Annotated in this window: 22 protein-coding genes; 12 read left to right on the top strand and 10 right to left on the bottom strand. The window is 63.2% G+C overall.

The window, feature by feature from the left end; genetic code table 11:
• Positions 1-8: 8 nt before the first annotated feature.
• Together HWX07_RS06820 and HWX07_RS06815 are read right to left on the bottom strand one after the other, a co-directional pair.
• Entirely contained in the window at positions 9-212 is a 204-nt protein-coding gene (locus HWX07_RS06820; RefSeq protein ID WP_011549079.1) for a cold-shock protein, read from the bottom strand.
• A 305-nt stretch (positions 213-517) separates the two neighbouring features.
• Positions 518-1,621 (bottom strand): alpha/beta hydrolase, encoded by a 1,104-nt coding sequence (locus tag HWX07_RS06815; protein WP_175876149.1) that lies wholly within the window; start codon positions 1,619-1,621, stop codon positions 518-520.
• Between the two features lie 255 nt (positions 1,622-1,876).
• On the opposite strand from HWX07_RS06815, the gene HWX07_RS06810 reads away from it, so the two are divergent.
• Positions 1,877-2,458 (top strand): TetR/AcrR family transcriptional regulator, encoded by a 582-nt coding sequence (locus tag HWX07_RS06810; protein WP_175875702.1) that lies wholly within the window; start codon positions 1,877-1,879, stop codon positions 2,456-2,458.
• Between the two features lie 350 nt (positions 2,459-2,808).
• On the opposite strand, the gene HWX07_RS06805 is transcribed toward HWX07_RS06810, so the two are convergent.
• The gene (locus tag HWX07_RS06805; RefSeq protein ID WP_175876148.1) at positions 2,809-3,729 is read right to left on the bottom strand and encodes a LysR family transcriptional regulator; all 921 of its coding nucleotides are present in this window, start codon (positions 3,727-3,729) and stop codon (positions 2,809-2,811) included.
• Between the two features lie 81 nt (positions 3,730-3,810).
• Between HWX07_RS06805 and HWX07_RS06800 the strand changes: the two genes are divergently transcribed.
• From HWX07_RS06800 to HWX07_RS06770, 7 genes are all read left to right on the top strand, one after another.
• Entirely contained in the window at positions 3,811-4,761 is a 951-nt protein-coding gene (locus tag HWX07_RS06800; RefSeq protein WP_175875701.1) for a 2-dehydropantoate 2-reductase, read from the top strand.
• A complete protein-coding gene (locus tag HWX07_RS06795) occupies positions 4,758-5,150 on the top strand; it encodes a VOC family protein (protein ID WP_012336917.1) in 393 nt (130 codons plus the stop codon). The genes HWX07_RS06800 and HWX07_RS06795 overlap by 4 nt, the downstream gene beginning before the upstream one ends.
• Before the next feature lie 2 nt (positions 5,151-5,152).
• Entirely contained in the window at positions 5,153-5,611 is a 459-nt protein-coding gene (locus tag HWX07_RS06790) for a MaoC family dehydratase (RefSeq protein WP_175876147.1), read from the top strand.
• A complete protein-coding gene (locus HWX07_RS06785) occupies positions 5,611-6,831 on the top strand; it encodes a CoA transferase (protein ID WP_175875700.1) in 1,221 nt (406 codons plus the stop codon). Before HWX07_RS06790 ends, HWX07_RS06785 begins: the two co-directional genes overlap by 1 nt.
• The gene (aroE, locus tag HWX07_RS06780; protein WP_124548553.1) at positions 6,831-7,664 is read left to right on the top strand and encodes a shikimate dehydrogenase; all 834 of its coding nucleotides are present in this window, start codon (positions 6,831-6,833) and stop codon (positions 7,662-7,664) included. Before HWX07_RS06785 ends, aroE begins: the two co-directional genes overlap by 1 nt.
• 177 nt (positions 7,665-7,841) lie before the next feature.
• The gene (locus tag HWX07_RS06775; RefSeq protein WP_175875699.1) at positions 7,842-9,074 is read left to right on the top strand and encodes an MFS transporter; all 1,233 of its coding nucleotides are present in this window, start codon (positions 7,842-7,844) and stop codon (positions 9,072-9,074) included.
• Positions 9,075-9,180: 106 nt separating this feature from the next.
• The gene (locus tag HWX07_RS06770) at positions 9,181-9,528 is read left to right on the top strand and encodes a hypothetical protein (RefSeq protein WP_175875698.1); all 348 of its coding nucleotides are present in this window, start codon (positions 9,181-9,183) and stop codon (positions 9,526-9,528) included.
• Positions 9,529-9,646: 118 nt separating this feature from the next.
• On the opposite strand, the gene HWX07_RS06765 is transcribed toward HWX07_RS06770, so the two are convergent.
• From HWX07_RS06765 to HWX07_RS06755, 3 genes are all read right to left on the bottom strand, one after another.
• On the bottom strand, positions 9,647-9,997 hold the full coding sequence (locus HWX07_RS06765) for a VOC family protein (RefSeq protein WP_175875697.1): 351 nt from the start codon (positions 9,995-9,997) through the stop codon (positions 9,647-9,649).
• Between the two features lie 299 nt (positions 9,998-10,296).
• A complete protein-coding gene (locus tag HWX07_RS06760; RefSeq protein ID WP_244129941.1) occupies positions 10,297-11,172 on the bottom strand; it encodes an alpha/beta fold hydrolase in 876 nt (291 codons plus the stop codon).
• A 138-nt stretch (positions 11,173-11,310) separates the two neighbouring features.
• Positions 11,311-12,057: a hypothetical protein gene (locus HWX07_RS06755; protein ID WP_244129940.1), complete on the bottom strand. Its 747-nt coding sequence runs from the start codon at positions 12,055-12,057 to the stop codon at positions 11,311-11,313.
• A gap of 734 nt (positions 12,058-12,791) precedes the next feature.
• Between HWX07_RS06755 and HWX07_RS37160 the strand changes: the two genes are divergently transcribed.
• Together HWX07_RS37160 and HWX07_RS06750 are read left to right on the top strand one after the other, a co-directional pair.
• On the top strand, positions 12,792-12,923 hold the full coding sequence (locus HWX07_RS37160) for a hypothetical protein (protein WP_257724749.1): 132 nt from the start codon (positions 12,792-12,794) through the stop codon (positions 12,921-12,923).
• A gap of 20 nt (positions 12,924-12,943) precedes the next feature.
• The gene (locus HWX07_RS06750) at positions 12,944-15,013 is read left to right on the top strand and encodes a phospholipase C, phosphocholine-specific (protein ID WP_175875695.1); all 2,070 of its coding nucleotides are present in this window, start codon (positions 12,944-12,946) and stop codon (positions 15,011-15,013) included.
• A 52-nt stretch (positions 15,014-15,065) separates the two neighbouring features.
• Here the strand turns inward: HWX07_RS06750 and HWX07_RS06745 are convergent, their stop codons facing one another.
• From HWX07_RS06745 to HWX07_RS06735, 3 genes are all read right to left on the bottom strand, one after another.
• On the bottom strand, positions 15,066-16,004 hold the full coding sequence (locus HWX07_RS06745) for a cysteine synthase family protein (RefSeq protein ID WP_175875694.1): 939 nt from the start codon (positions 16,002-16,004) through the stop codon (positions 15,066-15,068).
• Between the two features lie 46 nt (positions 16,005-16,050).
• Positions 16,051-16,458 carry an MAPEG family protein gene (locus tag HWX07_RS06740; RefSeq protein ID WP_011549096.1) on the bottom strand — a complete coding sequence of 136 codons (408 nt, stop codon included), beginning with the start codon at positions 16,456-16,458 and terminating at the stop codon, positions 16,051-16,053.
• Positions 16,459-16,680: 222 nt separating this feature from the next.
• Positions 16,681-17,547 carry an NmrA family NAD(P)-binding protein gene (locus HWX07_RS06735; protein ID WP_175875693.1) on the bottom strand — a complete coding sequence of 289 codons (867 nt, stop codon included), beginning with the start codon at positions 17,545-17,547 and terminating at the stop codon, positions 16,681-16,683.
• A 210-nt stretch (positions 17,548-17,757) separates the two neighbouring features.
• Here HWX07_RS06735 and HWX07_RS06730 point away from each other — a divergent pair, with 210 nt between their 5' ends.
• A complete protein-coding gene (locus HWX07_RS06730; RefSeq protein WP_175876145.1) occupies positions 17,758-18,690 on the top strand; it encodes a LysR family transcriptional regulator in 933 nt (310 codons plus the stop codon).
• 133 nt (positions 18,691-18,823) lie between these two features.
• Here HWX07_RS06730 and HWX07_RS06725 read toward each other — a convergent pair whose 3' ends face one another.
• Entirely contained in the window at positions 18,824-19,786 is a 963-nt protein-coding gene (locus tag HWX07_RS06725; protein WP_175875692.1) for a helix-turn-helix domain-containing protein, read from the bottom strand.
• A gap of 197 nt (positions 19,787-19,983) precedes the next feature.
• On the opposite strand from HWX07_RS06725, the gene HWX07_RS06720 reads away from it, so the two are divergent.
• Positions 19,984-20,862: an SDR family oxidoreductase gene (locus tag HWX07_RS06720; RefSeq protein ID WP_244129939.1), complete on the top strand. Its 879-nt coding sequence runs from the start codon at positions 19,984-19,986 to the stop codon at positions 20,860-20,862.
• The last annotated feature ends 131 nt before the right edge of the window (positions 20,863-20,993 follow it).

The raw sequence follows: 20,993 nt of genomic DNA, 5'->3' as shown, positions 1-20,993 counted from the left end.
TCCAAACTTTACAGCGGCTTGATGTTGGCCGCTTGCAGACCCTTCGGGCCTTGCTTCGTTTCGAAGCTCACTTTTTGATTTTCAGCCAGCGTCTTGAAGCCGTCGGCACGAATTTCGGAGAAGTGAGCGAACAGGTCGTCGCCGCCCTTGTCCGGAGTAATGAAGCCAAAGCCTTTGCTGTCGTTGAACCACTTGACGATACCGGTATCCATGAAGATTCCTTGAGAAAAAATACGGAGAATTGCTCTGATGAAGAGCGCGTGAAGCGTCAAGGAGGGAGAGGACAACGAATACCGCCGAGGAGCAGCAGCAATTGATGAACAGCAATCGGACTTCTTGGACTTCGGTGCATACACTAACGGCAGGCGCCTGTCGCGTCAACGACTATCTTGTAACTGTGTGACATCCAGCTCGACTCGCCGACATCGAGACGCCCTTCAGCATCGGGACGCGGCTCCCCGACCGCGGGCGGCGAAGCCGGACGCTGTCGTCACGACTGGACCAACACCGCCCCGCTTCACGCCTTCGCGAAGGCAAGCAGCAGCTCGCCGAGTTTGCGCGGTTGCTCCTGCTGGATCCAGTGACCTGCGCCGTCGATCAGCTCGATGCCGCGTATGCTCGTCGCCGCCTTCGTTCTCATCAGATCGAGCGCGCCCGGCGCCGAATAGGTGCCCCAATCGCGCTTGCCGCCAATGAAGAGCGACGGAACGTCGATCGTTCTGCCCGAAAACAGGCGCAACTCGGCGTTCAGGTCGGGATCGGACAAGACACGATAAGCCTGAAGCGCGCCTTGAAACCCGGTGCGGCCATACTCCGCCACGTACACGCCCAGTTCCGCGTCGGTAAGCCATGTGCAGCCAAGGATTTCGGCGGCGGACGGCTGGAATGGCGCGACGGTTTCGGGCATCGTCTTGCCGAGATCCATCACGTAGTACGTGGGCATTTGCGCCAGTTCCGAAGCCGTGAGCGCCTTCAGCGGATGCGGCTTGTTGCCCGGCCAGTCGGCGCTCTTCACGTGGAAAAATGCACGCAGAAACGCTGATAGACCCTGGGGCGGGTGCCACATGTCCCGGTTGGCGTTCCGTGTGCACAGGTATTGCTGGTAATACGCTCTCGGTGGATCGAGCGCGGCAAGCGCCGCCGCCAACTTTCGACTTTCACTGTTCGGTTGAGCTGACGATGGCTCACTTCGTGCCGTGTCGAATGGTAGCGCCGGCGGACCGGGGAACGGCGCACTCATCAGCACCACTGACGGAAAGACGTCCGGTCGCGCCAGCGCGCAATACGCCGCCACGGGCGAGCCGAGGTCGTGCCCAACCAGCATCGACGTATGCCGATACCCCAACGCTGACACCAGGCCGAGGGCATCGCGCGCCATATTCAGGAGGCTGAAGGGCCCGAGCGGGGCGTCATAGTCGTTCGCCCAACCGGTGGTGCGTCCATAACCGCGCTGGTCGGGTGCCACGACGTGGTATCCCGCGTCGGCCAGAATGGGCATGAGATGCCGCCAGCCGTAGGCCAGATCCGGAAAACCGTGCAAAAGCAACGCGAGCGGCCGGCCGGCGCTGTCATGACCGGCCTCGAGAATATGGACATCGAGGCCGTTCACCCCGTGGATCATGCGCGAGCGCACTCCTTTCGGAAGCGTCCCTGCACCGTATGTCGGCGTGGCCAAATCACCTTCTCCTGTCGGGGTTGCGCGGGCAGGACGAAGCAAGGCGGCAACCAGGCCGGCGGCGCCCATCGCCAGGACGGTTCGTCGCGGCGCCGATGGCTTGCGCTTGTCGAGGGGCATCGTCGAACTCCAAAATATGGTGATCACCATAGTATAGCGATCGCCATAGACCGGTCAAGCGGAACGTGGTACTTTTCCGGCATGACACGCAAGACTGACGCGCGCGCTCGCGCGATTGCCACGGCCGAACGGCTGTTTCGCATCCAGGGCTACACGGCGACCGGACTGACCCAGATCCTGGAAGAAAGCGGCGCGCCCAAAGGGTCGTTCTACTTTCACTTTCCTCGCGGCAAGGCTCAACTCGCCGAGGAAGCAATCGACAATTACGTCTCCCATCGAATTGCCGTCTTGCGGAACATCTCGGCTGATACGACCGGTCATGCGCTGAATTTTGTTCGCCAGATCTTCAGCGCATTTGCGGCCGAAATGGTCGCCACGGATTTCCAGTACGGGTGTCTCATGCAAAACCTGGCAAACGAACTGCCCGCGCTCGACGCCGAGCTGACCAAGCGGGTGGCGCGGGGGTTTGCCGATTCGACCGAGGTGATTGCGGCGCATTTCAGGGGGTGCGGTTTCGCTGCCGCGCGCGCATCCTCGGCCGCGGCCGCGTTGGTCGCCGCGCTCGAAGGCGCCCGCACGGTCGCGCGCCTGGAACGCTCGCCGGCCGTGTTCGACGCACTGGCAGATGTCAGCAGCCAAGGATGGGGTGCTTCCGAGGGGTGATCCGGCCCAATGTTCCCGTCATGCGTCGTGCCTTCCGCACATTCCGGGGAAATTGCCCGTTGCCGTGATGCCGCACCGGTTTGGTATCCGCGAACGCACGACGTGCCGCGAATTCTCTCGACTACGTTTGCTCGAACTGCGCAGCGGTAACCGGGCAACGTGAACGCGTGGAAAACTGGCATGCGGCCGGGCGAATACCGCGAATTCCGAAGCATGGCCAGGTCGATCAAGCATGACCTCGCCGCGCAGATCGTCTATCGGTAACCAGATTGCAAGCTCGGCCAGACCGGAAGTCGACGTACCGCAATCGCGAACGCTCCGGCCGCCATCGCAAACGCCCAAGCCGCAGGTCAATGCGAAGCACCGAACAGTCGAATTACGACGCCGCGCAGCCACCGGTTGCCGGCCTCGTGGTGATAGCGCGCGTGCCAATGCTGCCGAACCGCGAAGCCTTCGACCGGGATCGGACATGCGTGAACCGCCAGATCGCCGGCCTGGGCCAGCGTCTCGCCGATATGACGCGGTAGCGTCGTAATCAGGTCGGTCGTCTGAACGATCGCCCCCAGCCCCAGAAAGCCCGGCAATTCCAGCACCACGTCTCGCTCGATGCGCGCCTGCCGCAGCGCCTGTTCGAGCAGTTGCGCGCCGGTTCCCGCCGTGATGGCGACATGCCCTTCCGACCGGTACTGCTTGGCCCCAAGCCGGCCGCGAATCCGCGGGTGATGCCGATTCACCAGACAAATCCAGTCCTGGTCATACAGCTTCTGCTGATAAATGCCGCCGCCCAGCCACGGCACGTAGCCGATCGCGAGATCGGCTTCGCCGGATTCGAGCGCCCGCTCCGTATTGCCGTCGATCCGTGCCGCTTCCAGCCGGACGCCCGGCGCCTGCGCCCGGACATGGGCCAGCAGCCGCGGCAGCAGCGTGACGTGGCTCGCGTCGGTCATGCAGATGCGAAACCGTCGCTGGGCCGTTGCGGGATCGAACGCGATCTCCCACGCAGTGAAGCGCCGCAGCGATTCGAGAATTTCCCGGCAGGGCCCGATCAGCGCGTCGGCCTGAGGGGTCGGCGCCATGCCGCCGGGCGTGCGAATGAACAGCGGATCGTGCAGGTGTTCCCGCAAATGCCCGAGCCAGATGCTGACGGTCGGCTGGCTCTGGCCGAGCTGCTCGGCGACGCGCGTGACGCTGCGCACGTCGTACAGGAGATCGAATAGCTGAAGCAGCTTCAGGTCCGGCAGATCGGCGGGCATTGTCACATTATTGTCCATGGCAATGACGTCATTGTACTCATTGCATTGTCGGCATGAGCGGCGGCTCCTATCGTGAGGCCATACGTCAAGGAGACACCATTGAAAATCGCGATTCTGGGAGCCGGCGCACTGGGTTGTGCGATCGGCGCCACCCTCACCGAAGGCGGTCACGAAACCTGGTTGATCGACCGCTCGCCCGCACACGTCGATGCGATGCGTCGCGACGGCCTGCGGGTCGACGACGCCCGCGGCACCCGGCAGGTACGCGTGCACGCGACGACGCAAGCGGCCGAAGTCGGCGTGGCCGACGTGGTCGTGGTGCTGGTCAAATCGTTCCACACCGACGCCGCGATCCGCGGCGCCCTGTCGCTAGTCGGGCCCGACAGCGTCGTGCTGTCGCTGCAGAACGGCCTCGGCCACGAGGAGATCCTGAGCGACGCAGTCGGCCGCGAGCGCGTCCTCGCGGGCAAGACCTACGTCGGCGGCGTGCTGCGCGGGCCGGGTCATATCGAATCCGGCGTGATCGGCAAAAGCACCTACATCGGCGAGCTCGACGGCCGCATCACGCCGCGCGTGCAGGCGATCGCCGCCGCGTTCGATACCGCCGGCCTCGCCACGACGATCAGCGACAACATTGTCGGCACGATGTGGGACAAGCTGCTGGTGAATGTCGCGACGGGCGCGCTGACCGGCCTCACCGGCCTCACCTACGGACAGCTCTACGATGAGCCGCTGCTGAAGTCGACGTCGCTCGCGGCGGTCGCCGAAGCGATCGCGGCGGCGCAGGCGGCCGGCGTCAAGCTGTCGATGACCGATCCCGAACAGGCCTGGACCCTTGCCGCCGAGGGGCTGCCCGCCGCCTTCAAGACGTCGATGCTGCAAAGCCTGGAGAAAGGCTCGATCACCGAGATCGACTTCATCAACGGTTCGGTCGTGCGCGCCGGGCAGCGCTACGGCGTGCCGACCCCGGTCAATGCCACGCTCGTCGCCTGCATCAAGGGGCTGGAGCGCGCGATGGCCGATCGCCAACGCGAGGAGGCCGCCGCATGAGCGCCACGAAAGCCTATCTCGAACACGTCGCGATCTGGGTGAAGGACATCCGCTGGCACATCCGTTTCTTCGAGGACGTGCTCGGCATGACGCTGCGCGAAGTGGACGGCCCGCTCGACGCGCCGCGGCAGTACTGGACGCTCGGCGGCATGCAGTTCATCCACGCGCCGGAACACGACGGCCCGGAAGGCCGGCTCGCGCATCTCGGCGTGATGTGCGAAGACCTGGAAGCGGCGCTCGCCGCGGCGCAGCGATTCGACGTGACGGAGATGCCGCAGGGGCGCAACTGGATTCGCCTGCCCGACGGGCTTGCCGTCGAACTGATTCAGGCCCGGCCGGCTTCCTGCGTCGCACAGGCGCTGGCGATCAACCCGCGCGCGGAGGCATGACCATGACGATCGTCGAGAAATACTGGGACGACGCCCGCGAGGGTGACACCTGCACGAGCCCGACCTACGTCGTGACCAAGGAACGCATTCTCGCGTATGCGGACCTCACCGGCGACCACACGCCCGTTCATGTGGACGAGGAATACGCGAACGCCAGCCATTTCGGCTGCCTCGTCGCGCACGGGCTGTTCGGCCTGTCCGTGGCCGACGGCCTGAAGACCCAGAGCGACTATCGCTTCCTGCCGGGCATGTCGCTCGGCTGGACCTGGGATTTTCTGCTTCCGATCAAGGTCGGCGACGTGCTGCACGTGACGTTCCGCGTTGGTTCGATGCGGGCCAGCAAGAGCCGCCCGGACTGGGGCATCGTCGTGCTGCCGTCGGAACTGATCAATCAGGACGGTGAGGTCGTTCAACGCGGCGAACATCGCCTGATGGTGCCGCGGCGCCCGGAGGCACTGTGATGCAGGCACGTCCCCTCGAAGGCATTCGCGTCGTCGACTACAGCCATTTCCTCGCCGGCCCGTATGTCGGCCGCTGTCTCGCGGCGCTCGGCGCCGAAGTCATCAAGGTCGAACGCCCCGGCGCCGGCGACGCCGGACGTCAGCACGCGACCGTGCTCGACGACCAGCAAAGCGGCTACTTCCTGCAGCTCAACATGGGCAAGCGCGGCGTGAGCGTGAACATGAAGGACGCGCGCGGCAAGGCGTTCATGCAGCGGCTGTGCGACTCCGCCGACGTCTTCATCGAGAACTATCGGCCGGGCGCGCTGGACAAGCTCGGGCTCGGCTATGAAGAACTGTCGGCGCGCAATCCGGGCCTCGTCTACTGCTCGATTTCGGCGTACGGTCACACCGGTCCCGATGCGCATCGCGCAGGCTTCGGGCTGATCGCCGAAGCGAAGAGCGGAATCATGCAGATGGTCGGCACGCCGGGCGAGCGCCCGCCGCTGCTGCGTATTTCGCTCGGTGACATGTACACCGGCATTCATGCGGTCGCGGCGATCAACGCCGCGCTGCTGGGGCGCGTGAAGAGCGGCCGCGGGCAACACGTCGACATGGCGCTGTACGACACGCTGGTGTCGATGCACGAATACGCGGTGCAGTGCTACACGCTGAAGGGCGTGCTGCCCGAGCAGACCGGGCACGACATGCCGACGTCGACGCTCTATGGCGTGTTCCGTGCCGCGGACGGCGATCTCGTGATCGCCGCGCAGGTCGACGACGCGTGGAAGCGCTTTGCACAACTGATCGAAGCGCACGGCGGCCCCGCTGGCTTCGGTGCGGACACCCGGTTTCACGACAGCACCGGGCGCAATGCGCATCGCGCGGAGATCCTGTCGGTGGTCGAGCCATGGGTGGCCGCGCGTTCCGTCGCGTCGGTACTGGACCTGCTGGACGGCATCGACGTGCCGTGCGCGAAGGTGCAGCGCATCGACGAGGTGTTGAACGATCCGCAGATCCAGGCCAGAGGCATGGTCGTCGAGCAACAGCATCCACGCTACGGGACGCTGCGCCTGCCCAACCTGCCGTTCCGGTTTTCCGATTGCGATACGACGATTCGCGAGGTCGCGCCCGATCTCGGGCAGCACAACGCGGAAATCGCGCGGTCCCTCGGGTTCGATGCGGCCGAAATCGACGCGATGCAGGCCGACGGCGTCCTCTATTCAAAAGTGAGCCAATGATGACCGACCAATACGCGGTGATCGGCAATCCGATCGGGCATACGAAGTCCCCGCTGATTCACGGCCTCTTCGCGCAAGAGACGCAGCAGGACCTCCGCTATACGGCGATCGAGGGCCCGCTCGAGCCGGCAGGCGCTTTTGCTGCCGCGGTGCGGGCATTTTTCGATGGCGGCGGCAAGGGCATCAACGTCACCGCGCCGTTCAAGCTCGACGCATTCGCGATGTCCGACGAACGCAGCGAGCGGGCGCAGCTCGCGGGCGCGGCCAACGCGCTCAAGTTCGACGGCGGCCGCATCCTGGCGGACAACTTCGACGGCATCGGGCTGGTTCGCGATATCGAGGCGAACCTCAATCTGCCGATGGCCGGCAAGCGCGTGCTGGTGCTCGGGGCGGGCGGCGCGGCGCGCGGCGCGCTGTTGCCGTTTCTCGAAGCCGGCCCGGCGGAACTCGTGATCGCGAATCGCGACGTCGACAAGGCGCGCGCGCTGGCCGCGCAGGTCGCCGGACGCGGCCCTCTGGTTGCCGGCAGCTACGCGGACCTCGCGCGGATGGGACGTTTCGACCTGGTCGTCAACGCGACGTCGGCCAGTTTGACCGGCGATCTGCCGCCTGTCCCGCCGAGCGTGTTCAGTCCGAAGGGAACCGCCTACGAACTCGCCTATGGCAAGCGGCTCACGCCGTTTCTCCGGCTCGCGAAAAACGCGGGCGTGCACGGGATCGCGGATGGTGTCGGCATGCTGGTCGAGCAGGCGGCCGAGGCGTTCGCATGGTGGCGCGGCGTACGGCCCGCGACCAGCGCCGTGATCGACCGGTTGGCCGTGCCGTTCGACTGAACACGCGATGGGGATCGGCATGCAGGCGATCCCGATGCGCCAAGGCATCGCTCGCGACAGTGTCGGCGAGCGTGATCCGGTAGACTCGGCGGGCGCGTCCATACGAACGAGCTTCGCCGAGCCACCTTGCATTACCGCCGTCCTCCGTCCACGCCCGATACCGTGCCGAACACCGTCATGCCGGACACCACGCGCCCTGCTCGCCTGAACTTCGCGCTCATGTTGCCGCTGCTGCTGGCGGCCCAGCCGGTGGCGACCGACAGTTACTTGCCGGCCCTGCCTGAAATCGCCGCGACGCTGGGCTCCGCCAGCATCAGTCTCACGGTTTTCGCATTGATATTCGGTGTCGGACAATTGCCGATGGGCGGTCTTTCCGACCGCATCGGTCGTCGTCCCGTGTTGCTGACCGGCCTGGCGCTCTATGCGCTGAGCGCACTGGCGGCGGCGCTCGCGTCGAGCGCCGCGATGCTGGTGGCCGCGCGTGCGATGCAGGGCTTTGCGATGGCCGCGATCCTGGTATGCGCGCGTGCGACGGTGCGCGACCGGTATTCGGCCGGCGACGGCCCGTACGTGATGGCACGCGGTTTCATGGGAATGGGGATGATGGCGTTCCTTGCCCCGATTCTCGGCGCGTATGTCACGCAACACGCGGGCTGGCGATGGGTACTCGCGGGGATGAGCCTGTATGCGTTCGGCTTGCTCGTCATGTGCTGGTACGGCTTCGAGGAAAGCGCCGCCGGAATCGCGCCGGGCCGGAACTCGACCGGGGACGTGCGCGAGATATTCGGCAATGCCCCGTTCAGGGTATGGACGCTGCTGGCCGCGTCGACGTACACCGGCATGTTCTGCTTTCTGTTGCTTTCTCCCACGATTTACATTCGGCAGCTCGGCATCTCGCCCCAGCGGTACGGCTGGATACCGGCGAGCGGTACGCTTGTCTATGTCCTCAGTACCGTTGGTTGCCGGCACTTGCTGCGACGTCAAAGCATGCTGCGAACGGTGCGGCAAGGCGCGACGTTGAGCCTGTCGGGCGCGGTGATCCAGGCATTGGGCTGCGCGCTGCTTCCCGGCAGCATCTGGCCGCTGCTCGTCGGGCACGGCGTGTATTGTCTCGGGCACGGAATCCATCAGCCATGCGGGCAGGCAGGCGCGGTCAGCGGTCTGCCTCATCTTGCCGGCCGCGCAGTGTCCTGGTCCGGCTTCATCATGATGTTCTTCGCTTTCAGCGTGGGGCAGACGGCGGCGGTTTTCACCGATCCGCGCTATCAGTCCGGCGCATGGCCGATGGTGGTGCCGATGCTCGTCGTCGGCGTCACGCTGGTTACGATCGCGTTTGCGTGGTTGCCTAGAATGGGGGGCGCGACTTTGGTCGCGGCAACGGTTCCGGCACGGGCGGTGGATGTTCGATGAGTTGCGGCGTGCGACGACGGCACGGCGGTCAGTGCGATCGCCCCGTTCTTTTCGAACCCGTCATTCGTGTTAGCGTAATCCTCCCACTGCCGCTCCGGTTTCCGCCATGGCTTATCAACTGCACATCGAACGTGATCCGTCCATCTCGCTGGATGAATGGCGGGCTGCCATCCGCGGGCAAGCTTCTTTAAAAGAAGACGAGCGCCCGGTCACGTCGGTGAATCCAGTGACGGGCGAATGGATTTCGATTCCGGGACGACCTGGCGACGTCGCGGTCCTTGTCGATGGCGAATGGATCAAGACCTTTAGCTGGAATCGGGGCCGTGCAAGTTTCAACGCGCCTCGGCACCCCTCCGCAGTCGATCCAACGATGGCCGCGGCCATGCAACTGGCCGTGGCGCTTTCTGCCGTCATCCGCGGCGATGAAGGCGAGGTCTATCCGCTTGCCGGCTGAATTCCGCCGGCCGCTGTGGCTTCCGACCGCAAGGGACGGTCGTTGCTTTTTGCAACGGGCCTTCATCGCTGCCAAGCAGTGGTTCGTAAGGGCGTTCCACGAACCGTAAAGCCGTTGGTTAGCTGCGGCACATGCAAAGTTCGAATTCGTGTCCGTCCGGGCTGCTCAATACAATGCTTTTCATCGATTCGATCTTCAGCCCGTCCATCACGATGACGGCACCGATTTCTGTTGCTCGTTTCACGAATTCGTGAAGTGCATTTTCTTCGAACTCAAAGACGGGGACGGCGCTACTGCTTTTTATTTCATCTCCAAAATCGTTTAACAACAGACCGAGCCTGTTTGTGCCGATCATGAACTCAGTCCACTTGCCGGATCGCTTAATCGGTTCATATCCGAGGATCCTTTCCCAGAAAGAAGCGGACGTCTCCATGTCGCTCACTTTCAAATATACGGTCCGAAGTTTCATGATGCGTTCCTGAAATTTATACCAACCGAATATATCAGACACCAAAATAATTTCCTCACAACAGCGCCGACCAGACTTCATACATTGATTGAAGCTGGAGCATCATGCGGACAGTCATGACTTTTCATAAGTGGACGTACGATCGATACGTCTGAACGCCCGTTCCTGGCCAAAATGAAGCGACGCCTCGCCCCGGATTCTCGCCGGCCACCTGGATCGATTGAGTGACCGTTTACATCCGTCGCGGGTGGCGGCTACTGCTGTGCCTCTTGCGAATATCTCCACATTCATCCTGCTTGTCATCGAACCGGGAATCCCTGGCGCTCGAGAAACTCCGATACCACGGGCTCCCACAGGTCGATACCGTGCGCGAACAGCATGTGCCCGTTTTTCTCGAACGGAGGAAGCAGCCGATAGTCGGCGCTGCCACCCGCGCGAACGAATGCGTCGTGCCACGCGCTGCTATACGTCGGCGCAAAGTACTGATCGTTTTCGGTATAGATCCACAGCATCGGGACACGCGCCGTTTTTCCGAATCGCGAATACATGGCTTCCAGACGCTCGCCGTGACATGGCACGCCGGGATGCGCGACCGGATCACCGCCGGAACCGCCAGCAAAGTTGATCGCCGCGATCACGCCGTCCGGATTGTCGGCCGCCATGGCCGTCGTGACGAAGCCGCCTACCGATTGCCCGACAATGACGATCCGATGCGGGTCGACATAGGGCTGCCGCCTCGAATAGTCAAGGACCGCAAGCTCCTCCGCGCGAGCCGCCTCGATCATCGGTGCGTAGTCTTTCTGACCGCATTTACCGCTATATTCCGGATCGAATTGCGTACCGAGCTGACCGTAGCCGATGCGCGTAGGCTCGAACACGGCAAATCCTCGTTTCACGAAAAAGGCAACTTGCCGGGTGAAGCGAAAACGCGGTGGCGTGCCGCGATCCGTCGGGCTGCGACCATGATTGAGAATCAGGATCGGGAACGGGCCATCGCCATCCGGACGGAATTGCGTGATCGCGACTTTGCCGGTCTGTTCCGCCCCGTAAAAATCCTTCACGCTCACGTCGACTGTCGAGACAGATTCGTGCAGGTCCGACCTGAATTGTTCGGCACGGACGTCAGGTATCGAGAGTGCAAGGCAAATCCAGAAAAGGCGTCCGGCAATTTTCATAGCGACCTGCATGTAGGAATGGATGGATTCGGCATGGTGATGACGGAGGCGTAACGCGCGGCAGTGCCTGATTGCGGATATTTGCCACGAGCGCTTTGACCTGACCGCCTCTCTCTCCACGCGCTAACTTTTTTCGCTTCATTCCGTCGGCAACCCCAACTCGCGCAAAATATGCTTCTCATAAACAGGCCAGTCGCATCCGGAATTTTCAATGGCGAGCTTCGCTAACGGCAGTTCCCGAAACAGATCATCGGTAAGGTTGCGGTAATCCCGGTAAAGCGCGATCAGACCGTCCAGTCCCGCGTAACCCCTGCGACGGCAGTACGGCGCCGCGAGTTTCCAGTCGACTTGATAGTCGATCCATTCGCCTCCGCGTTCTGCGCAAACCTTTCTGACAGCTGCCTCTACATCTTCCTGCCAAAGATAGAGCACGAACGGATTCAACGGAGCGATGACTGCCGCAAGCTCGCGGACGTAGCCCGCGATCAGCGCGATATCGGCTTCCATGAGGAGCAGATGAGTCAGATCCCCATGAAAAAGTTGACCGTCCAAAACAGGAATCTCGGCTTTTGATGCCGTGTACTCGACGAAAGCGGTCCATTTCGCCAGAGCGCGGTCTGCGAGTTCCTCTGGCGTGGCGTCCTTCCATGGCTCAAACCAGTGCTCGAGTTCATCCGTCGCGCGAACCGGGTGCGGGTCGGCCCTTTCGTGAACAGGTAGCGCCAGCCTCCCTGCTTCTTGCAAGTGCTTCGTAATAAACCGCATGGTCGCCGACTTGCCGGATCCCATGATGCCCTCGACGATCACTAACCGGTGAACACTGGAAGGCTCGGCGATGCCGGAGTTCGACGAACATGCCATGATCGGATCACCTTCGCGGGTCAATGAAAATTTCCTTTGTCCGGATTGTCGTTGAAGTTCGCATATTCCGCCATCTTCATCCATTAGTTACGCTAACCATTCCGGACTATTCCGCTTATGCGATGGAGCGACGCGCCCCCCCCCGGAAACCCCGACGGCGAGGACAGCCGCATCGTTGACAACACAACCCAATCATCGCTGCAGGCACCCGGCGCACTCGTCACCAGCGACTACCCTCATTACACCGCTCGGGCGCGTATTGCACGAACGCATCGCGTGCGGAAACACCGGGAACGTCGCTCGAATCCTTTGCCGCCGGCGCTCCGACCGGCTTACCCGTCAGCGGCATCCGTGTTCACTGCTAGCGGACGGGCATGGAAGGCAGACGACAACACGGAAAGCAAAACGAAATATATTGAAATGAAAAAGGAATTTTTCTGTCTCCATCCCGTCATCCGCCGATGTTCGAATGCGCACGCCCAAGCATCGCGCCATCGCTCCGGCCCACACTCCGACACGGATTCGAATCGATGACGCACATGACACTCGTGCGTGCGGGGCCAGCTTTGCGCCCTTGCACGGTCTTGCGCTTTGCGTCGAGCCGCTCACTGCCTGACACCGAAAACGGACAAGCGGAAACCGGCTTTCCCCTAAACCCGGCAGCGTCATCTTTCGCGTTCACGCAAACGTAGCCAGCGGGAACGCGATTTCAGCTTCGTTTCCGACCACGACGCATCGAAGTCGGACAAGGAATAAGGATGAAAAAAACTCGAGCGGTCACCTGTCTTTTTTTGTTGCTCGCAAGCGCGATTCTTTCGGGATGTGGCGGCGACGACAGCCATATCGATTCCACGCCGGTCGCCAAGAAGATTTTTCATTGCGGCAACTGACCCATCGTACGAAGCACGCCATGACCGTTAACCGCAGAAATTTCATCAAGCAAACTGCAGCCGTGCTGGGTGCGACAACGGCAGTGTCGCTGTTGCCGGCCAGCATTCAACGTGCGCTCGCGATTCCGGCTGCGTCGAAAACCGGAACGATCGCCGACGTCGAGCATGTCGTCATCCTCATGCAGGAAAATCGCTCTTTCGACCACTACCTCGGCCAGCATGCCGGAGTGCGCGGATTCAACGATCGCTCGACGTTTCCCGTCGACAATCGAAGCTCGATCTGGAATCAACCGGATGGCAAGGGCGCGTATGCGAGCCCCTTCCATCTCGACACCAACACCACGAAAGCGCAAACGATCAGCTCGCTTCCGCACGGCTGGCCCGATGGGCACAGCGCCTGGAACAATGGTCGCTGGGACAACTGGATTCCGGCGAAGGGCGCGCTCACGATGGGCCACTTTTCGCGGAACGATATCCCGTTCCATTACGCGCTTGCCGATGCGTTTACGGTATGCGATGCCTATTTCTCGTCCTGCATGGGGCCGACCAACACGAATCGCCTCCATCTGATGACAGGCATGATCGACGTGGCCGGCACCGGCGGCGGACCGCTGATCGACAACACGCCGGCGAATATCTTCACGTGGACGACATACCCGGAGAGACTGCAAAAGGCCGGTATCAGCTGGCATGTCTATCAAGGTTCGGACGGCACCGAGCCGTTCAAGACGACGCTCACCCCGAACCCCGCGGGATCCACGAATGTCGATTTTCCGAATCCGTACAACGTACTGAATTTCTTCCAGGCCTACACGTCGGCGAATGCGGACCCGGCACTCGTCGCAAACGGCACGACGAAGCGAACGCTGGCGGACTTCACCCGAGACGTGAAGTCCGGCACATTGCCCCAGGTATCCTGGCTTTTGCCGCCGTACATGTGTTCGGAGCACCCGGCTCGCTCGCCAGCCGACGGGGCGACCTACATCGCCGCCGTGCTGGACGCGCTGACCTCCAATCCGGATACATGGAGCAAGACGGCGCTGTTCATCACGTACGACGAAAACGACGGATTCTTCGATCATGTCGTTCCCCCGTCGCCGCCGGCCTCTGCTCAAGACGGCCTGTCGAATGTGCCGACCGCGCGTGAATTCTATTCGGGCAGCGCAACGAACCCCGCGGGGCCCGTGGGGCTCGGCGCTCGGGTGCCGATGTTCGTCGTATCACCGTGGTCCAGGGGCGCATGGACATGCTCGGAGGTGTTCGACCATACGTCGATCATCAAATTTCTCGAGAAACGTTTCGGCGTGATCGAGCCGAACATCAGCGCATGGCGCCGCGCGGTATGCGGCGATCTCACTTCGGCTTTCGACTTTACGCATCCCGACACGAGCGCCGTTACCGTCCCCCCGGTTGCAGGATTGAGTGCGGCGGCAGCCGCACAAAGCACGCTACCGGCACCCACCGCCCCGACCATCCAGGTGCCAACGCAGCAGGAGCGCGGCAGCCGAAACGCGCGGGCGCTGCCGTACGAGCTGTTCGTCAATGCCGCAGAACACCCCGAGTCCGGCAACCTGATGCTGACGTTCGTGAACAGCGGAAGCGTCGCGGCCGGGTTTTCCGTCCATTCCGGTATTTCGCCCACATCCGTCAGGCGCTATACGGTGGATGCGCAAACCAGGCTGTCCGACACGTGGCGCTTTTCCGCCGCGGGGGCCGCTTCTGCCGCATACGACATCACGGTGGTCGCCCCCAACGGCTTCGTACGGCGCTTCAGCTCTTCCGGCTCGAATGCGAGTGCACAGGAAGCGACGGTCTGCTACGAAGTCACCCAGGGCGACCTGGAGATCAACCTGATCAATAGCGGAAAATCCGTCGTGACGTTCTCGATCACGGACAATCGCTACGGGGTCGCCGCGCAGTCCATGACCGTGCAAGCCGGACGAACGATACAGGTTCCGTGGCCCCTCGCGGCCAGCAAGCGGTGGTACGACATCAGCATCACGTGCGACGCCGATGCACGCTTTCTGCGCCAGTTTGCCGGATATGTCGAGACCGGCGCCCCAGGCGTGACGGATCCATCCATGGCCTGAGTCACCTCGAGGGGTGTCGGCCACAAACGAGGAAGCCCGCCCTTCCCGGCCATCAACCCATCGTTTGCGCGAACGACTTCAGATACTTCATGCCCGTGTCGCACATGATCGTCACGATCGTGGCGTCCGGGCCGAGCCGTTCGGCGAGTCGCAATGCGCCGGTTACGTTGGCGCCGGTCGAAGTCCCGCAGAACAGCCCCTCCTCCGCGGCCAGTCGGAACGCCATGGCTCTCGCGTCTTCCGTCGAGACGCGCTCCAGTTCGTCGGCGATGCCGTCGCGCCAAAGCGGCACGACATAGCCCGCGCCGATTCCGTCGATCTTGTGCGCGCCGGTCGGCCCACCCGACAGCACCGCCGATTCAGCCGGCTCGACACCGGCGATCCGGATACGTGCGTCGTGTTCGCGCAAGCGCCGCGAAATCCCGCGCAGCGACGCAGCCGTGCCGACGCTCTGGACGAAACCGTCGAGTCGGCCGCCGGTCTGCTCCCAGATCTCGTCGGCCATCTTCGTATAGGCGTCGAGCTGATCGGTGTTTTCCATCTGCGCGGTGATGTATGCGCCCGTCTCGCCGGCAATCCGATGCGCTTCGCGAATCATGTCCTTCGTCAACTTCTCGGTTTGCTTGCCGTTGTCGCTCGGGACGAGCGTCAGCTTCGCGCCAAGCAGGCGCATGTGATCGAGCTTCTCCTTCGAGAACGCATCCGATGAGACCAGATGCAGCGGATGCCGCTTGACGGCGCACACCAGCGCGAGCGACACGCCCGTGCTGCCGCCGGTGTACTCGACCACCGCGCCGCCGGGCTTCAGGCGCCCATCGCGCTCGGGCGCTTCGATCATCGCAAGCGCGATCCGGTCTTTCATGCTGCCGGTCGGATTCTGACTTTCGAGCTTGACGAACAAGCGCGCGCCATTCTTCGGGACAACGTGTCGTAACGGGACGAGCGACGTGTTGCCGATCGTGTCGAGGATGCTGCCGGGCGTCGATTTCATGTTGACCTCTGAAGTGAGCGAATGGGCAAGACCAGGCGGGTAGCCGTCATGTCGCGTGACCGAGCAGCGCGACAGCGAACGTGAGCGTCGCCGCGAAGCCGGTCAGGAAAGCGATCGTGCGAACAACCGGAATGCCGGCGGCGTAGACGACGTAGTGAACCAGCCGGGCTCCCAGATAGAGCCTCGCCGAGAACACCGTCGCCGGGCTGCTCGCACCCGTCATTGCGCACATCAATACGAGCGGGGCGAACACGGCCAGATTCTCGATCGCGTTCGCATGCGCACGCCGTGCGCGTTCCGCCCACGGCGGATCGGGCGGATGGGACGGATCGGGATTGCTCAAGGCCGCCATCAGGCCACGCGTCATGATTCTGGCCAGCATGTAAGGAATCCACATCAGCAGCGTCGCGATCGCGGTCAGCGTCAGCAGGTGAAGTTCTGGCGAAAATGTCATCGGATTGGCCTCTATCGGACTGAGCCGCAGGAGAGATCTGCGGATGCCGGAAATGCTTCGCAGTCTAGACTCGGGACGAGGTCGCTCGCCATAGTCATAAATGACATTAATAGCGACATTTACGACACCCCTGCGACATGAACGCCGCTATCCGTCCGACCGGAAAATCCGATGCATGGGCGGGCGTAGCGCAACGCGTCACGCGCCGCCCACCGCATTCAATCAGACCGTACGCGACACGAGCTCGCCCAGAACCGTGTCCAGTGCAACGTGGCCGTGCAGGATTTCTTCAGGATTGCTCTCGAAATTGATCCAGCCTTCGTTGAAGCCGTCGAGCATGCGCATGCGGGGGAGCGGATGCTTCATGCCCTGCGCGCGAAACAGCGCTTCCCACGTTCGCCTGTCGACGACTTCCGCGCGCACCTGCCGGCCCAACACGCGAGCGAAGGCCAGCGCGAGATCGTTGGGGCTCACCCGGTACGGGCCCTCGAGCTCGACGACACGCCCCCCGCTCCACGTCTGCTGCAGCAGTTCCGCCGCCACGCGGCCGACGTCCGCCGTGGCGACCATCGGCACGGGCTTGTCGAGCGGCTGAAGGTAACTGGCGACGACGCCCTCGTCGCGCGCGGACGCGACATCCCACGCGGCGTTCTCCATGAACCAGCCGGGCCGCAGGAACGTCACCGGCATCGGCATCTCGCGCAGCGCCTGCTCCATCAGCGCGAGTTGCGTGAGCAGATTGGGCTCGTCGGCCTGCGCGCCGATCGTCGACAGACATACGACCCTGTCGGGGCGCGCCTTCAGCAGCGCGGCGGATACGGCCTCGATCACCTTCCGCGCTTCGGGAAACCCGGGCGCCGGATCGAACACCGGCGGCAGCAGGATGAAAACGCCCGTCGCGCCGGCGAATGCGTCGGCAAGCGACGCCGGGTCTTCCATGAAAGCCGTCGCGATCTCGCACCCGCTTGCCGCCCATGCCGCTGCCCGCGTCGCGTCGCGCACGACCGCGCGCACGGGCCGACCCGAGGCCAGCAGTTCACGGGCCAGTGCGCCGCCGACCTTACCGGTAATTCCTGTGATTGCATACATTGCTCGTTCTCCATGTGTGAATACGTGGGTCGCATTCTGGACAAACGCCAACCAAAACAAAACGACATGGATGGCATCAGATAAGTGACAATGCGTCATCAATTCGGCATGATCGACACGGACGCCCGGCATGGCTACGCTGTGCGGCGTCGGCGTGTCGGCCTTCAGTGGGTCGTGCGCGATCCGCCACCCGTATTCAGTCGAACCACCATGAGATCCAGTAGCGAGAAGCTGTCAGGCAGCATCAGCGTGTTCGCCGCCGTCGTCGATGCCGGGACGTTTTCGGCGGCCGCCGACGTCATCGGCATGACGCCGCCGGGCGTCAGTCGCGCGATCGCGCGGCTGGAAAAGAGGCTGAACATCCGGCTGTTCAACCGAACGACGCGATCGGTGTCGCTGACCGAAGAGGGCCGCCGCTTTTACGAGCAGGTCATGCCCCATCTCGCCGGGCTGGAGGAAGCCGCCACGGCGGCCGCGGGCGGCGCCTCCGCGGTGCGCGGCAAGCTGCGCATCAATCTGGATCCGGTCGTCTACCGCGCCATTCTCGGGCCACGACTCGATGCGTTCATGGATGCGCATCCCGAACTCGAAATCGAGCTCATCGCGCGAGACAGCCTGGGCGACCTCGTGATGGACGGCTTCGACCTCGCCGTGCGCTTCGGCGAACCGCGGGCATCCAGCCTGATCGCGAGAAAGCTGCTCGATACCGGCGTCGTGACGGTCGCGGCGCCCTCGTACATCGCGCGCCGGGGACGGCCGGCCAAACCCGAGGACCTCGAAGACCGGCACCACCGCTGCCTGGAATTTCGCAATCCGGAGACCGGCAAGCCGTTCGCGTGGGAATTCCATCGCAAGCGCAAACGCATCGTGGTCGACACTCGCGGACGCCTCACGGTCAACGATCCGGGCGCACTGCTCAACGCGTGCCTCGCCGGTTCCGGCATTGCGCAGATGCTGCTGCTCGGTGCCGAGCCGCTGATCGCCGACGGCCGGTTGATCAACCTCTTTCCCGAATGGGCCGACGAGCGGTATCCGCTATACGCGTACTACCCGTCCCGGCATCACGTGCCGGCCAAGACCCGCGTATTCCTGGACTTCATGGTCGAACTGACGGGCATTCATGGGGGCGGCGGCGCGCGCTAGTGCCGTTCCGGCGGAGCCCACGGAACCTTGTTCCGGCATTCGCAGCGCACGACAGCACCGCTGCCGACGCAGCGACGGCGTTCGAGCCGGGTCGCTCGCCGTCGGCGAAGCAGTGCCAGCCGTACCGAGGACGCTACCGATTGTCGGCACGCAATTCCCGCACGCCTCGGCCGAGCCTGCGACGCAACAAGGCCCGCAACGTCGCCGAATCCGCGTAGCCCACCTCGCTCGCGATCGTCTCCAGGTCGTATCCCATCGACACGAGGGTCTGCGCCCGTTCGATTCGCAGATCCTGGAAGAACGCCAAGGGCGACTTCCCGAGTACCGCCTCGGTACGGCGTTGCAACGTGCGCGGTCCGACGGCTAGTGCGGCTGCCGCTGTCTGAAGCGAGAAACCGAGGGAAAGATGCTCGCGGGCCCAGCGCTCGAATCGCGCGATCAATGGATCGGCGTGTGCAAGGTAATCCGGAATGACGTATTCGGCCTGCGACGAACGCTTGTCGATCAGCATGAAGCGGGCCACGAGCGTGGCCAGTTCGGGACTGGCCTGACGCAGCAACCACAGCGCAAGGTCGAGATGGCCCATGGCCGACCCTGCCGTGACCACGCGATCCGCGGCGACGACCATGCGCGAATCATTCAGATCGACTGCCGGATAACGTTGACGGAAAAAAGGCGACAGCGACCAGGTGGTCGTCGCCTCGCGGCGATCCAGCAGCCCGGCTTCGGCCAGCAAGAACGTACCGATACAAGCGGCGGCGACGCCGACGCCGTCGGCATGCCACGCACGAAGGTGCGCCATCGCATCGCACACGTCTCGACGCTGCAGCGTCTCGATCAGGCGCTCCGGCTCTCTGATACCGGGCGCGGGCACGGCCACCCAGTCCGGGCGACGCACGCCGCTTGCCGGTTCCACCAGCATCGACAGTCCATGTGCGGTGCGGATGCGTTTGCGCACGCCAACCACCGTCACGTCGAAGGGCGGCGCGGCAAAGCCTTGGGCTGCAGCCAGTTCGTTGGCCATCGCGAAGGTATCCAGCAGTACCGTCAGCCCGGTGTCGAACAGACCCTCGAGGGCCAGGATCGTCAATCTCATGTCGTAAACATCGCTATTAATGTCATTTACGACTATAGCCGGGTTTCGGGGCAAAGCCTAGACTGCATGGCAACACGGTGAAGACATTAGCTGCCTCGGTTTTCGATTACGTCGCACGTTTCACCTCAACCGCATCGGAGCCGCACGTACGGATGCGGTTGCGGTCCTCTAACCTCATTGGCTGGGAAACACTCAACATGTCCAGAACCATTCTGATCACCGGCGCCAGCAGCGGCTTCGGCCGCGACACCGCAGAAACGCTCTCACGTGCCGGGCACCGGGTATTCGCGTCGATGCGTGACGTCGCCGGCCGCAACCGGCCACAGGCCGATGCGCTCCGGGCGAGCGACGTGCAGGTCGTCGAACTCGACGTGACGGACGATGCGTCCGTCGAGCGCGGCGTCGCTTCCGTGCTGGAACATGCCGGGCGCCTCGATGTCCTGATCAATAACGCTGGTATCGGTTCGGCCGGCGTTTCCGAGGCGTTCACGACGAAGCAGGTACAGGCACTCTTCGACGTGAACGTATTCGGCATCCAGCGCATGTCGAGAGCGGTATTGCCGACCTTCAGAAAGCAGGGTGAAGGCCTGATCGTGAACATCGGCTCGATACTCGGCCGCGTGACGTTTCCGTTCTTCGGTCTGTACGGTGCATCGAAGTTCGCGATCGAAGCGTTGACCGACAGCTACCGCTACGAATTGTCGACGTTGGGCATCGACGTCGTTCTCGTTCAACCCAGCAACTATCCGACGAATATCTTCGCCAGCGCGCAGCGGCCCGCTGACGCCGCTCGCATGCCCGGCTACGGTGAAGCCGGTGCGATTCCGGACAAGATGGTGGAGACGTTGATGGCGTTGTTCGCGAGCGACCACGCGCCGGACCCGCACGACGTCGCAGAAGCCATCGTGCAGCTCGTCGAGCGGGCACCGGGCACGCGTCCCGCACGTTGGGTCGTGGGTCAGTCATTCGGCGCCGACGCCCTCAACGCTCAAGCAGCAGCGATTCAGGCGCAGACACTGGAGAGCCTCGGGCTTGCGCACCTCGCCGGGCCGCAAGGACAATCCGCGGCGGTGTGAAGATACGTTCGCGGCAGAAAACGTCCGTCGACGCGATGCTCCACCGACAACGGGTCGGACAAAGAGGACGATGAACCGCACATCCGCGAACGCTCGCCGAACAGCGTATCGCGGTCTCTCCCATAAGACGC

The sequence above is a fragment of the Burkholderia sp. BCC0097 genome (assembly GCF_902832985.1).
Taxonomy (GTDB): Bacteria; Pseudomonadota; Gammaproteobacteria; order Burkholderiales; family Burkholderiaceae; genus Burkholderia; species Burkholderia orbicola.
This window is presented reverse-complemented; position numbering and strand designations above follow the sequence as displayed.

Bases quoted from the DNA above. Each gene is read 5' to 3' on its own strand.
- HWX07_RS06785 (WP_175875700.1), top strand. From the start codon at position 5,611: ATGCAGGCACGTCCCCTCGAAGGCATTCGCGTCGTCGACTACAGCCAT.
- HWX07_RS37160 (WP_257724749.1), top strand. From the start codon at position 12,792: ATGAAAAAAACTCGAGCGGTCACCTGTCTTTTTTTGTTGCTCGCAAGC.
- HWX07_RS06730 (WP_175876145.1), top strand. From the start codon at position 17,758: ATGAGATCCAGTAGCGAGAAGCTGTCAGGCAGCATCAGCGTGTTCGCC.
- HWX07_RS06810 (WP_175875702.1), top strand. From the start codon at position 1,877: ATGACACGCAAGACTGACGCGCGCGCTCGCGCGATTGCCACGGCCGAA.
- HWX07_RS06740 (WP_011549096.1), bottom strand. From the start codon at position 16,458: ATGACATTTTCGCCAGAACTTCACCTGCTGACGCTGACCGCGATCGCG.
- HWX07_RS06750 (WP_175875695.1), top strand. From the start codon at position 12,944: ATGACCGTTAACCGCAGAAATTTCATCAAGCAAACTGCAGCCGTGCTG.
- HWX07_RS06725 (WP_175875692.1), bottom strand. From the start codon at position 19,786: ATGAGATTGACGATCCTGGCCCTCGAGGGTCTGTTCGACACCGGGCTG.
- HWX07_RS06765 (WP_175875697.1), bottom strand. From the start codon at position 9,997: ATGAAACTTCGGACCGTATATTTGAAAGTGAGCGACATGGAGACGTCC.
- HWX07_RS06720 (WP_244129939.1), top strand. From the start codon at position 19,984: ATGTCCAGAACCATTCTGATCACCGGCGCCAGCAGCGGCTTCGGCCGC.
- HWX07_RS06760 (WP_244129941.1), bottom strand. From the start codon at position 11,172: ATGAAAATTGCCGGACGCCTTTTCTGGATTTGCCTTGCACTCTCGATA.
- HWX07_RS06820 (WP_011549079.1), bottom strand. From the start codon at position 212: ATGGATACCGGTATCGTCAAGTGGTTCAACGACAGCAAAGGCTTTGGC.
- HWX07_RS06775 (WP_175875699.1), top strand. From the start codon at position 7,842: ATGCCGGACACCACGCGCCCTGCTCGCCTGAACTTCGCGCTCATGTTG.
- HWX07_RS06805 (WP_175876148.1), bottom strand. From the start codon at position 3,729: ATGGACAATAATGTGACAATGCCCGCCGATCTGCCGGACCTGAAGCTG.
- HWX07_RS06770 (WP_175875698.1), top strand. From the start codon at position 9,181: ATGGCTTATCAACTGCACATCGAACGTGATCCGTCCATCTCGCTGGAT.
- HWX07_RS06745 (WP_175875694.1), bottom strand. From the start codon at position 16,004: ATGAAATCGACGCCCGGCAGCATCCTCGACACGATCGGCAACACGTCG.
- HWX07_RS06815 (WP_175876149.1), bottom strand. From the start codon at position 1,621: ATGATCCACGGGGTGAACGGCCTCGATGTCCATATTCTCGAGGCCGGT.
- aroE (WP_124548553.1), top strand. From the start codon at position 6,831: ATGACCGACCAATACGCGGTGATCGGCAATCCGATCGGGCATACGAAG.
- HWX07_RS06790 (WP_175876147.1), top strand. From the start codon at position 5,153: ATGACGATCGTCGAGAAATACTGGGACGACGCCCGCGAGGGTGACACC.
- HWX07_RS06735 (WP_175875693.1), bottom strand. From the start codon at position 17,547: ATGTATGCAATCACAGGAATTACCGGTAAGGTCGGCGGCGCACTGGCC.
- HWX07_RS06795 (WP_012336917.1), top strand. From the start codon at position 4,758: ATGAGCGCCACGAAAGCCTATCTCGAACACGTCGCGATCTGGGTGAAG.